General features: G+C 66.6%; 10 protein-coding genes and 1 tRNA gene. 9 read left to right on the forward strand and 2 right to left on the reverse strand.

Annotated elements, in window-relative coordinates:
- Window positions 1-33: 33 nt before the first annotated feature.
- Complete coding sequence (locus tag B0I08_RS05095) at window positions 34-1,563, reverse strand: Ig-like domain-containing protein (RefSeq protein WP_106210480.1); 1,530 nt, start codon at window positions 1,561-1,563, stop codon at window positions 34-36.
- Window positions 1,564-1,909: 346 nt separating this feature from the next.
- Here B0I08_RS05095 and B0I08_RS05100 point away from each other — a divergent pair, with 346 nt between their 5' ends.
- Window positions 1,910-2,845 (forward strand): DUF4394 domain-containing protein, encoded by a 936-nt coding sequence (locus tag B0I08_RS05100; RefSeq protein WP_106210482.1) that lies wholly within the window; start codon window positions 1,910-1,912, stop codon window positions 2,843-2,845.
- A 210-nt stretch (window positions 2,846-3,055) separates the two neighbouring features.
- Here the strand turns inward: B0I08_RS05100 and B0I08_RS05105 are convergent.
- Window positions 3,056-3,127, reverse strand: a tRNA-Arg gene (locus B0I08_RS05105).
- Window positions 3,128-3,152: 25 nt separating this feature from the next.
- On the opposite strand from B0I08_RS05105, the gene B0I08_RS05110 reads away from it, so the two are divergent.
- The 8 genes from B0I08_RS05110 (at window position 3,153) to thrB (ending at window position 12,294) form a co-directional block, all read left to right on the forward strand.
- Window positions 3,153-3,806, forward strand: coding sequence for a pyridoxine/pyridoxamine 5'-phosphate oxidase (locus B0I08_RS05110; protein WP_181243236.1), 654 nt, complete (start codon window positions 3,153-3,155; stop codon window positions 3,804-3,806).
- Between the two features lie 82 nt (window positions 3,807-3,888).
- Entirely contained in the window at window positions 3,889-4,683 is a 795-nt protein-coding gene (locus tag B0I08_RS05115; protein ID WP_106210486.1) for a transglutaminase-like domain-containing protein, read from the forward strand.
- 102 nt (window positions 4,684-4,785) lie between these two features.
- Window positions 4,786-6,447, forward strand: a complete 1,662-nt coding sequence (argS, locus tag B0I08_RS05120; RefSeq protein ID WP_106210488.1) for an arginine--tRNA ligase — start codon at window positions 4,786-4,788, stop codon at window positions 6,445-6,447.
- Between the two features lie 3 nt (window positions 6,448-6,450).
- Window positions 6,451-7,377: an LmeA family phospholipid-binding protein gene (locus tag B0I08_RS05125; RefSeq protein ID WP_106210490.1), complete on the forward strand. Its 927-nt coding sequence runs from the start codon at window positions 6,451-6,453 to the stop codon at window positions 7,375-7,377.
- A 146-nt stretch (window positions 7,378-7,523) separates the two neighbouring features.
- Entirely contained in the window at window positions 7,524-8,915 is a 1,392-nt protein-coding gene (lysA, locus tag B0I08_RS05130) for a diaminopimelate decarboxylase (protein WP_106210492.1), read from the forward strand.
- The gene (locus tag B0I08_RS05135) at window positions 8,912-10,285 is read left to right on the forward strand and encodes a homoserine dehydrogenase (protein WP_106210494.1); all 1,374 of its coding nucleotides are present in this window, start codon (window positions 8,912-8,914) and stop codon (window positions 10,283-10,285) included. The genes lysA and B0I08_RS05135 overlap by 4 nt, the downstream gene beginning before the upstream one ends.
- Window positions 10,286-11,362, forward strand: a complete 1,077-nt coding sequence (gene thrC / locus B0I08_RS05140) for a threonine synthase (protein ID WP_106210495.1) — start codon at window positions 10,286-10,288, stop codon at window positions 11,360-11,362.
- Entirely contained in the window at window positions 11,359-12,294 is a 936-nt protein-coding gene (gene thrB, locus B0I08_RS05145) for a homoserine kinase (RefSeq protein WP_106210497.1), read from the forward strand. Before thrC ends, thrB begins: the two co-directional genes overlap by 4 nt.
- Window positions 12,295-12,315 lie beyond the last annotated feature (21 nt).

Here is a 12,315-nt window from a genome sequence, read left to right on the forward strand (position 1 = left end):
CGAAGTGTGGGCATGCGACGGTGGGGGCCGCGGTCAGCGGGTGGCCGTCGGGGCGAGTTGCGGCCCGTAGACCTCGAACTCGGAGAGCGACATCCAGGTGGCGGTCGACTTGGCGGTGATTACGACGCGCGCGCCGGTGGCAAGCACGGGCTCGCTCTCGACCGTCAGTTCCAGCTGCGGCGTGGAATTTACGTAGGGCCAGGCGAGGTCTTTGACGGGCAGGTCAACCCAGCCGCCGGTGAGGTTGCGGTACTGCACGGTCGCCGTACCCACGTTGAGCTTCGCGTCGGTGCCGCGGTCAAAGACGGCCACACCAGTGATCTGCTGCGGTTGGTCAAAGAAGTACATGACCTTGTTCGGATTCACCCGGTTGATAGCCCCGCCGCTTCGCCAGTCAGAGAACCCGGCGCGGTCGCGGTTGCCGTCGTTGAGGGTCGAGCCCTCGCCGAACAGTGCGCCGAAGTGAATGCCCGAGCCACGGGCGATGTTCACCTCGTCGGTCGCCACAATCGTGACGACGAGGCTGGCCGTGAAACCGCTGCTCGCCGCCGCGGGCACGGTGAAGGTGCCGGCCTGGGCGGTCGCCGCGTCGGTGATGCCGGCCCAGTCCCAGCTGACCGGGGACGAGATCGTGGTGGACGATCCGGAGATCGTGCGCTGCACGTGGGTCGGCTCAAGCATGCGCAGTTGCTTCACCGTGATGCCGACGTGTCCGCTGATCGCGGAGTCGACGGCGGCACCGAGTGATCCGACCAGGTAATCCGCGCTGAGCGCAACTTTTTCGCCGAAGAGTCCGAGGCCGGTTCCCTCGATCGTGACGGTGCCGTCGGTCGCCCATACCGTCGGGTCGGGCATGTTCCAGGTGATCGAGGCAAGGGCGACTGTCGCGCCCCAGCTGTACCGGGCGGTGCGCTCGGTGGGCGGGGTTGGGACCGTGCCGGACTCGGTGCGGCCGGAGTACTTAGCCACCTCGGGGGTGAGCGAACGCAGCATCCACTTCTGCACAGCGGCCGTGCCGGCGTCGTAGGTCTGGATCTGCGATCCGTCGTCGGTCTTCCAGTCGTACATGTCGAGCGCTGCGATGCGACCGCTGGGGTCGGGCTGCACGTTCTGCAGGTATACCGACCCGGCTCCGGCATCCACCGCAGCCCACTGCGCGTACGGGTCGAGCGCGGCCGCGGTGATGTCGATCGTCGATACCGAGAGATAGCGGAAGTTCAGGCTGTCGTTCGCATTGCGCACGAGTACCTCGCCGTCTTGGTTGGCGAACACGTACGTCGCCGACTTGCCGGTCACCGGGTAGGCCGTGATGACCTGTGCGGTGATGTCGGCCGGAGCCGTCGCGCGGGCGAAGATTGCCGCCGCAGCGGGCGCGTCTCCGGCCGGGCCGGTGAGCTGGGCACGCTCGTTGCCGATCTCGAGCACCTTACCGGCGGCGTGCACGTTCTCTACTAGGAAGCGCTGCGGGGTGCCAACGCCCTCGGGTTCGGTGACCGCCATTGCGGCAGGAACGGAAACGGGGGCGGAGACGCCGAGCACGAGCGCGAAAGCGCTAGTGATCACGGTCAGGGTTCTCAGTGTTCTTCGGTTGGTGGTTCTCATCCGCAACTCTCGTCTGTGTCGGGGCGCGCTCGGGCGCACGGGCCGAGATGCAAGCTACCGATGCCACAATGGCGGCGCTGAAGCGCTCGTGACGGGCAGATGAACAACAGTTGACGGTTTACTCGGGCGACGGGTGAGCCTGACCACCTCGCTACCTACGCGCTGGTCTGCTCCGGTTCCTCGGATTCAGCGCTGCCCCCCACTCGACAAAAATCTCGCAGATTCAGTGAACGTCGGCGGCGGCCGCGCCGTATACCCCTATAGAGTCGTCCGACCCCCGGCGACCGACAGCTCCAAGGAGTACACAATGAGAAGGACTCTGAAAGTAAGTGTTGCAGCCGTTGCCGTGGCCAGTGTGATGGTCGTGGCACCCGCGATGGCCAGTGCGAGCAGTGTTGCTCCCGCCGCGGCAACCACTGGATCCAACAACGCCGCCAACAACGCCGCCAACAACGGTTGGAACGGTTGGAACGGCGGCGACCGCTGGCAGGCAGGCAAGCTGAGCGTCGTCGGTCTGGCCGACGGTGGCACCAAGCTCGTTCAGTTCGATTCCAGGAAGCCCGGCAAGGTGAAGGGCGGCGTCGCGATAAGCGGCCTGACCGGCGGCGACACCCGGCTGATCGGCATCGACTACCGGGTTCAGGACGGCAACCTTCACGGCGTTGGCAACAACGCGGCAAGCGCCGGCGTCTACCTCATCAACGCCGACACCGGCGTGGCCACCCAGGTCACCCGGCTCACCGTGGCGCTGAGCGGCACCACCTTCGGCGTCGACTTCAACCCCGCCGCCAATGCACTCCGCGTAGTCAGCGACACCGGCCAGAACCTCCGCCAGCCGTTTGCCACCGCGGGCGCCGCAACGGTGGCTGACGGCGCGTTGAGCTACGCGGCGCCGGAAACAGCCACTGGCATCAACGGGGCGGCATATACCAACAACGATCTCGACCCGAACACCGCAACTACCCTCTTTGATCTGGACACTACCCTCGACCAGATCGCCATTCAGTCCCCGGCCAACGCGGGTTCGCTGACAGCAACCGGGAAGCTCGGCGTCGACGCCGCGGGCGATACCGGCTTCGACATCTACTCCACCGTTCGCGATGGCAGATCCGTTGCCTCGACAGGCGTCGCCGTCATCAACGGGTCGCTTTACGAGGTCGCCCTGCTCAACGGCACGGCCACCTCACTCGGTGTCGTCGGCGCACACGTCACCGATATCGCGGTTCCACTCGGACAACGCTGATCCGACTCACCCTCGTATCTGCGCGATCGCTGACCGGCGCTCCCCTGGGAGCGTCGGTCGGCTTTTTGTCAGGTCCCCAGCAGGCATCGCACAGACACCAACGGTCTGGGCGGACTGCAAGATCGCGGATGAAGAGGAAAGCGTTCCGATTCCGCCGATTCGTCCGAATTAGGTGGCAAGAGTCCGAACTGGGATGGTACGCAACAAGGGTGCCCCCAGGCAGATTCGAACTGCCGCCCCTGCCTCCGGAGGGCAGTGCTCTATCCCCTGAGCTATGGGGGCCCAGTACCTAGCTAGATTAGCAGGCATGAGCACACCTATTTCGCTCCGATCCCGCCTCGGCTCCCTGAAAGCATTCGGCGGCGAGTTGCCCGTCTTCAACACGGACGCCGCGCCGGACGAGCCCATGTCCCTCCTCATCGAGTGGGTGACTGCCGCTATCGACGCCGATGTAGTGCAGCCGCACGCTATGGCGCTGGCGACATCCACCATGCGAGGAGAGCCCTCCAATCGCACCCTCCTTCTCAAAGACGTCGACCTCGAAGCCGTCTGGTTTGCCTCCTTGTCGAGCGGCCCCAAAGGAGATGACATAGCGCAGAACCCGCGGGCGGCACTCCTTCTCTACTGGCGTGAGCAGGGTCGTCAAATTCGCATTGTGGGCGCTGTCGAACCCGGCCCGCGGGAGGTGAGCGAAGCGGACTTCCTTGCCCGCAGCCCGCGATCCCGAGCGGGAGCCATCGCCGGGCCGCAGAGTGAACCGCTGACGGATTTTGAGGCAGCGGTGGATGTCGCGCGCGCCCGCTTCGAGCGCGAACCCGACTACGTGCCGAACGACTGGACCGCCTACCGTGTGGTTCCCGATTCCGTCGAGTTTTGGCAGGCCGAGCGCGCGCGCGACCAGGTGCGGCTGCGGTATCGCCGCGACGGTGACCGCTGGACGAAAGAGCTGCTCTGGCCCTGACCGGTGGCCTCGACTGGGGGCGAACGAGCGGGTCACGACGTGGGCGGGTAACGAGGTGCGCGCCGCATGGCATCATCGAGGCATGCAGCGCACGGTTTCCGCCCACATTGACCTCGACATCCGTGGACTGACCAACATGGTTTTCAGTCTGAGCGCGGCCAGGGGAGCGGACGTCACGTCCGAGCGATTCAGCTTCGCGCTCGACGGAACCGAGCTCGAGTTCGCCGAGCTGCCTGACCTGCACGGCGGCCGGCTGCAGCAGTTTGTCAGCACCAAGGGCCGCATGGCCGTGGACTACACCGCGGAGATCGAGGGCCGCGCGGCGCCCGTCGAACCCAATGAACTCGATCTGATCACCTACCTTCGTCCGAGCCGCTACTGCCAGTCCGACAGCCTCTATCCGACCGCGCGCAGCGAGTTCGCCGGGCTCTCGGGCCACAACCTGTTGCGCGCCGTGACGGAGTGGGTCTGGACGCGCCTGTCCTACGTGTCGGGCTCGAGCCTGCCGACCGACGGCGCCACCCGCACCCTGCTCAACCGCCAGGGCGTCTGCCGCGACTTTGCCCACGTGACGATCGCGATGCTGCGGGCGATGGACGTTCCCGCCCGCATGGTCGCCGTTTACGCGCCGGGGCTCTCCCCGATGGACTTCCACGCTGTCGTCGAGGCGTGGGTCGACGGGCAATGGTGGGTGGTGGATGCCACGCGCCTGGCTCCCCGTCAGTCCCTGTTGCGCATCTCCACCGGCCGCGATGCCGCAGACACCGCCTGGCTGACCAGCAACTGGACCGACCTCGCCGTTCTCGCGATGCGGGTGACCGTCACCGCTGACGAGCTGCCGCTCGACGACCACGTGTCGCTCGTGCAACTGGGGTAGGCCCCCGCTCCAGACATCGGGTCAGCGTGGGGGACTGGGCGGCTGGGTAAGACCGGGCGCCTCGGTCAGCCCGCGCACACGCCTCGGGTAGAATCGATCCCCGTGAATCCCGCCGAACTCTCCGCTTCCCTGCTCGCCATCGTTTCGGCCATGCTGGAGCGCCGCGGGGCCACCCAAACACTCACGATCGACGACGTGGCGCTCGAGCGCCCGCGCAACCGCGACCACGGCGACTGGGCCTCGAACATCGCGATGAAGCTGGCCAAGCCGCTCGGGTCGAGCCCGCGGGATATTGCCGCTGAGGTGACTGCCGAGCTGGAGAGCGTTGCGGGCGTAGCATCCGTCAGCATCGCCGGTCCCGGCTTCATCAACATCACCCTCGACGCGGCAGCGGCGGGGGAGATCGCGCGCACAATCCTCGACCAGGGCGAGGTGTACGGACGCAACGAAGGGCTCGCCGGCCAGAGCATCAACCTCGAGTTTGTTTCGGCGAACCCGACCGGTCCGCTGCACATCGGTCACACCCGCTGGGCCGCCCTCGGCGACTCCCTCGCACGGGTGTTGCGCGCCTCCGGAGCGACCATCGCCACCGAGTTCTACATCAACGACGCCGGCAACCAGATGGACAACTTCGGTGCGTCCATCCTCGCCGCCGCCCGCGGGCTCGAGACGCCGGAAAACGGCTACCCGGGCCAGTACATCGCCGACCTCGCCAGCCGGGTGGTGCAGCTCGAGCCGAACCTGCTGATCCTCGCGGACGACGAAGCGCTCGCCGTGGCACGGGAGACCGGATACCGCCTCCAGCTGGGCGAGATCCAGGCCTCGCTCGAGCGCTTCAACGTGCACTTCGATGTCTGGTTCAGTGAGCGAGAGCTGCACGCGATCGATCAGGCCACCGGCCAGAGCGCGATCGACAGCGCGATCGACCGTCTCCGGGTTCAGGGTCACGTCTTTGACGCGGACGACGCAGTGTGGGTGAAGACGACTGATTTCGGCGATGACAAGGACCGTGTCATCCGCCGAGGCAATGGCATTTTCACGTACTTCGCCGCGGACGCCGCGTACTACCTCTCGAAGAGCGACCGCGGCTACACCCACAAGATCTACCTGCTCGGCGCGGACCACCACGGGTACGTTCACCGCCTGAAGGCGTTGGCCGGATCTGCGGGGGATGATCCGGAGCGCGATATCGAGGTGCTGATCGGCCAGCTCGTCAGCATCAACGGCGCACGGCTGTCGAAGCGGGCCGGAAACATCATCGAACTCAACGACCTGCAGGCGTGGCTGGGCACCGACGCGCTGCGCTACTCGCTCGGGCGGTACCCCGCGGACTCGCCGCTCACGCTTGACCCCGAGCTGCTGCAGAAGCGCACCAACGACAACCCCGTGTTCTATGTGCAGTACGCGCATGCGCGCACCCACCAGGTCGCCCGCAACGCCGCGGCCTCGGGTGTCACCCGCGAGGTGTTCGACGCGAGCCTGCTCACGCATGAGACCGAGAGCATGCTGCTCGGAATCCTCGCGGAGTTCCCGCGCGTGGTGCTGCAGTCGGCCGAGCTGCGCGAACCGCACCGCATCGCCCGCTACAGCGAGGAGCTCGCTGGGGCCTACCACCGCTGGTACGACAACTGCCGGGTGACCCCGTTGGGCGAGGAAACCGTCACCGACACCCACCGCACCAGGCTGTGGTTGAACGACGCAACCGGTATCGTTCTGCGCAACGCACTCGGACTCCTTGGTGTGAGCGCGCCCGAGAGGATGTAATTCGTGGCTGAGCCTGACGAGTATCCGACCCGGCCGTACCCCGCAGACGAACAGCCGACCGAAGAGTTTGCCCCGCTGAGACCGCAGAATTCCGGGGACCGGCCGGACTCGCGCGACCCGCGCGACCCGCGGGGTCAGCAAACCATTGACTTCACCGAGCCCGCGCCGAAACGCAAACGCAAGTGGGGTCGGACCGTCGTCATCGTGCTGGTCGTGCTGGCGCTGCTGCTGGTCATCGGGTATCTGCTCGCCGAGCGCTGGGTGCGCGGCTATGCCTCCGACCAGGTGAAGGCCGAGGTGGTGACCGCGCTGGAGCTGCCAAGCGACGACGGTGTCGATGTGGACTTCGGCCCGGCGTCGATGCTGCTGCAGGTGCTGTCGGGCTCGATCAATGACGTCGAGCTCGACATCGAGGAGTTCACCATCGGCGAACTCACCGGCAGCGCGAACGTCGTTGCGCACGACGTGCCGCTGGCCGAGGGCGCCACGATCAACGACCTGACGATCGACTTCGCCATCACGGAAGAGAACCTCGGCGCCCTGGTCTCGACGTACAGCGCAGGGGCGGTGGATGACGTCGGCCTCGACGACGGGATGGTCAGCATCACCACCGACGTCGACGTTCTTGCGTTCACGCTCCCCGTCACCCTGGGGCTCGTCCCGAGCGCTTCGGGCGGCGACCTCGTCTTCACTCCCGAGAGCGTTATGGTCAATGGCGCCGAACTCACCGTCGATGAAGTGGCCGACAGCATCTTCGGGCCGGTCGCGGGACCGCTCCTGGAGCCGCGGTCGTTCTGCGTCGCCGCCCAGCTGCCCGAGTCGCTCGTGCTCGCCGGCGTGGAGGTGACCACCGACGCGGTGGTGCTCACCCTCGACGGCGAAGGCACAGTACTCACCGAAGAGGCGTTTGCGGCCAAGGGCAGCTGCTAGAGCGCCGAGCGCAGCTGCTGGAGCGCCGGGCGCAGCAACCGGGCGAAAACGGACCGCTCCGCGTTCCCGCTACTATTAACACGGCTTCAGGGACCAAGCCGGGTTCGCTCGCCTCACACGACCAATATTCCCCGTGAGGTTTGCCCGTGAATGAGAATCCCCTTGCCCCCGACTGGCTTCGTGCGCCGGCGGACGCCAATGCGCTGCACCCGACGCTCTGGTCGCAGAACGCGACCCGCTCGGAGACGGGCGAGCTCGTCGTGGCCGGCGTCGCCGCGTCCCAGCTGGCCGCGCAGTACGGCACTCCGCTCTATGTCGTCGATGAGGCGGATGTCAGGGGCCGGGCCCAGCGGATCCGCGAGTCATTCGACCGCGAGCTCGCCCGCGTCGGCAGCAGCGCCAAGATCTACTACGCGGGCAAGGCGTTTCTGTCCGTCGAAGTTGCGCGCTGGATGGACCAGGCCGGGCTCAACATCGACGTCGCCAGCGGGGGAGAGCTCGCCGTCGCCCTGGCCGCGGGTGTCGACGCCTCCCGCCTCGGCCTGCACGGCAACAACAAGAGTGTGCGCGAGATTGATCGCGCCGTCTCCGTCGGCGTTGGTGCAATCGTGCTCGACAGCGAGATCGAGATCGAACGCGTGGCGGAGGCCGCTGCCCGTCACGGTCGCCGCCAGGCGGTGCGGCTGCGGGTAAACAGCGGGGTGCACGCCTCCACCCACGAGTACCTCGCCACGGCGCGGGAAGACCAGAAATTCGGCATCCCCCTCACCGACGTGCCCGCCGTGGTCGCCGCGATCCGCTCGCACCCCGAACTCGTCTTCCTCGGCCTGCACTCCCACATCGGCTCGCAGATCTTCGATACGGACGGCTTCACCGAGGCCGCACGCCGCCTGTTCGAGGTGCACGCTGAGCTGCTCGCCGGTGGCCCGGTTGCCGAACTCAACCTCGGCGGCGGATTCGGCATCGCGTACACCAGCGTCGACAAAACCTTCCCCATCGACGAACTCGCGGCCCGCTTCGCCGACATCGTCGCGACCGCCGCCGGCCGACTCGGAGTGCCCGTTCCCGTGCTGGCGATTGAGCCCGGCCGCTCCGTGATCGGCCCAGGGGGATACACGCTGTACGAGGTGGGCACCATCAAAGATGTGCTCGTTGAGGCAGCGGCCGTGCGCAAGTACGTCAGCGTCGACGGAGGCATGAGCGACAACATCCGCCCCTCCCTATATGGCGCCGACTACAGCGCGCGCCTCGCCAACCGGGTGTCCGAAGCCGAGCCCGCACTCGTGCGGGTCGCGGGCAAACACTGCGAAAGTGGCGACATCGTTGTGCTCGCCGAGTACCTCCCCGGCGACGTCACCCCGGGAGACCTGCTCGCCGTGCCCGCCACCGGCGCCTATTGCTGGTCGATGGCCAGCAACTACAACTACCTCGCCCGCCCACCCGTTGTTGCGGTCCTCGACGGGCAGTCCCGCGTCCTGGTACGCGGAGAAACCGAAGAAGACCTACTGCGTCGCGACGCAGGATTGGACGCGTCATGATCGAATACCGCAATCTCCGAATCGCCCTGCTCGGCGGCGGAAGCGTCGGCGCCCAGGTTGCTGCGCAGCTGCAGCAGCACGGCGACGAACTCGCGCAGCGTTCCGGTGCCGGTCTCGAATTGATTGGGGTGGCGGTGCGGGATGTCACGGCCGCACGCACCCCGGAAATTCCCCAGCACCTCCTCACCACCGATGCAGAGTCGCTCATCCTCAGCGCCGACATCGTCATCGAACTGATGGGCGGCATCGAGCCTGCCCGCACCTACATCCTGCAGGCGATCAACTCCGGCGCCGATGTGATCACCGCGAACAAGGCACTGCTCGCCACGCACGGGCCTGAACTGTTCGACGCCGCTGAGCAGGTCGGTGCGCAGCTGTACTACGAGGCTGCCGTGGGTGGTGCAATTCCCATCATCCGTCCGCTTCGGGACAGCCTCGCCGGCGACCGGGTCGAACGCATCCTCGGGATCGTCAACGGCACGACCAACTTCATCCTCGACCGGATGGACACCACGGGCGAGAGCCTCGAAGACGCGCTGGCCACCGCGACCGCTCTCGGCTACGCGGAGGCAGATCCGACCGCCGACGTCGAAGGACACGACGCCGCCCAGAAGGCCGCCATTCTTGCCAGCCTCGCCTTCCACACCACGGTTCCGCTCGCCGATGTGTACTGCGAGGGCATCACCAAAATCACCCGCGCGCAGGTCGAGTCCGCCCGCAAGGGTGGCTACGTCATCAAGCTGCTGGCCGTCTGCGAGCGCCTGGTCGACCCGATCACCGGGGTCGCGGGAGTCAGCGCGCGCGTGCATCCCGCTCTCGTTCCGCTGGCGCATCCGCTGGCGGCCGTGCATGGCGCGAACAACGCGGTGTTCCTCACGGCCGAGGCTGCGGGCAACCTGATGTTCTACGGGGCGGGAGCCGGAGGGCGGGAGACCGCCTCCGCCGTTCTCGGCGACGTGGTCTCCGCCGCGCGCCGCCACGTCATCGGGGGACCGGGTGTCGCGGAATCCACTCACGCCGACCTGCCGGTGCTGTCGATCAGCAGTGTCACCACCCGCTACCAGATCACGCTCGCGGTGGTGGATCAGCCCGGCGTGCTCGCGGAGATCGCCAGTATCTTCAGCGACCACGAAGTCTCGGTCGAGGCAGTGGCACAGTCGGTGGGGGAGCCCGTCGCGGGTGTCGTCGGTGCGGGCATCGGGACAGCAACGAGTGCGGAGATCGGTTCGGAGAGTCCTCAGGGCACCGCTACCCTTGTCATTGGCACTCACGAGGCTTCCGAAGCCGATCTCGCCGCAACCGTCGCGGCACTGAAATCCAGCGATGTCGTGCGCGCCATTGTGTCTGTACTGAGAGTCGAGGGACTGTAAGTGGCCAATCAATGGCGCGGAGTACTCCGCGAATACGCCGACCGTCTGAATATTTCCGACGCAACGCCCATCATCACCCTCGGGGAGGGCGGCACGCCGCTCATCCCCGCGCCTGCGCTGTCCGCACGAACCGGGGCCCGGGTATACGTGAAGTTCGAGGGGATGAACCCGACCGGGTCGTTTAAGGACCGCGGAATGACGATGGCTATCTCCAAGGCCGTCGAGCACGGGGCCAAGGCGGTCATTTGCGCCTCCACTGGCAACACCTCCGCCTCGGCGGCCGCGTACGCCGCCCACGCGGGCATCACCGCCGCCGTGCTGGTGCCGGAGGGCAAGATCGCCATGGGCAAGCTCAGCCAGGCGATCGCCCACAACGCCGAACTGCTCCAGGTTCAGGGAAACTTCGACGACTGCCTCGACATCGCCAGGGACCTCGCGAACAACTACCCGGTTCACCTCGTGAACTCGGTAAACCCCGACCGCATCGAGGGCCAGAAGACGGCCGCGTTCGAGGTCGTCGAGGTGCTCGGGGATGCCCCCGACATCCACATCGTTCCCGTCGGCAACGCCGGCAACTACACGGCATACTCCCGCGGCTACAGCGAGGACCTCGCCGCCGGTCGCACCACCAAGATGCCGCGCATGTTCGGTTTCCAGGCCGCCGGAAGTGCTCCTCTCGTCCTCGGCAAAGTTGTGAAAAACCCCGAGACCATCGCCAGCGCCATCCGCATCGGCAATCCCGCCTCCTGGGAACTCGCCCTCGCCGCCCGCGAAGCTACCGACGGATACTTCGGCGCGATCAGCGACGAGAAGATCCTCGAAGCACACCGCATCCTCTCCGCCGAGGTGGGAATCTTTGTCGAGCCGGCCTCCGCGATCAGCGTCGCGGGCCTGCTCGAGCGCTCCGCCGCCGGCCAGATCCCCAAGGACTCCATCGTTGTGCTGACGGTCACGGGCCACGGACTCAAGGACCCGCAGTGGGCGCTGCGCACCGCGGACGGTTCGGACATCACCCCGACCGTCGTTCCGGTGGACACCGCTGAGATCGCTGGCGTGCTCGGGCTGAGCAAGGCATGACCTTCGTCGGCAACTCGGTAGTTGTCAAGGTTCCCGCCACCACCGCGAACCTTGGCCCGGGCTTTGACACGCTGGGCCTTGCCCTCTCGCTCTACGACGAGCTGACCGTCACCGTGCGCGAAGAACCCGGTGCCTTCGTCGACGTCATCGGCGTGGGCGCCGGCGTCGTGCCGACCGATGCCAGCAACCTCGTGGTCACTGCGATCGCGCATACCTTCGCGGCCTATGACATCGAGATGCCCGGTCTTCACCTGGTTGCGCGCAACTCGATTCCCCATGGACGGGGGATGGGGTCATCCGGCGCCGCCATCGTCTCGGGAATCATGGCGGCGAAGGGGCTGCTTGAGGGAATCGTCGAGATCGACTCGCAGGCGCTGCTCGCGTTGGCGACCCAGATGGAAGGCCACCCAGACAACGTCGCGCCTGCCCTCTTCGGGGGATTGACGATCGCGTGGATGACCCCAAACGGTCCGCAGCACAAGAAGCTGATTGTGCACCGCGGTGTTTCTCCGCTCGTATTTGTGCCGGAGTCGACAATGTCGACCGCACTTGCGCGCAGCCTGCAGCCGACCTCCGTGCCGCACGAAGACGCGATCTTCAACGTCTCCCGGTCGGCTTTGCTCATCGCGGCACTGATCCAGAGCCCGGAGCTACTGCTCGCGGCGACAGAGGACAAGCTCCACCAGAGCTACCGTGCCAGTGCGATGCCCGAAACCGACGCCCTCATCCAGCTGCTGCGCGCGAACGATCTCGCCGCCGTTGTGTCGGGTGCCGGCCCCTCTCTCCTCGTGCTCTGCAGCGATCCTGCGCAGCGCCTGGTCGCGGCCGATCTCGTCGCAAGCAACGCCACCACACCGTGGGTACCCCTAATGCTCGCTGTCGACTTCAAAGGTGCTACTGTTGTTGCGCACCCGGTAGAAACCCTGGCATAGACAGGAATTTCCCGGTTGCAC

It is taken from the genome of Glaciihabitans tibetensis, assembly GCF_003003265.1.
Classification (GTDB): Bacteria; Actinomycetota; Actinomycetes; order Actinomycetales; family Microbacteriaceae; genus Glaciihabitans; species Glaciihabitans tibetensis.

Coding starts and splice junctions, on each gene's coding strand:
- B0I08_RS05100 (WP_106210482.1), top strand. CDS start 1,910: ATGAGAAGGACTCTGAAAGTAAGTGTTGCAGCCGTTGCCGTGGCCAGT.
- B0I08_RS05110 (WP_181243236.1), top strand. CDS start 3,153: ATGAGCACACCTATTTCGCTCCGATCCCGCCTCGGCTCCCTGAAAGCA.
- B0I08_RS05115 (WP_106210486.1), top strand. CDS start 3,889: ATGCAGCGCACGGTTTCCGCCCACATTGACCTCGACATCCGTGGACTG.
- B0I08_RS05135 (WP_106210494.1), top strand. CDS start 8,912: ATGATCGAATACCGCAATCTCCGAATCGCCCTGCTCGGCGGCGGAAGC.
- thrB (WP_106210497.1), top strand. CDS start 11,359: ATGACCTTCGTCGGCAACTCGGTAGTTGTCAAGGTTCCCGCCACCACC.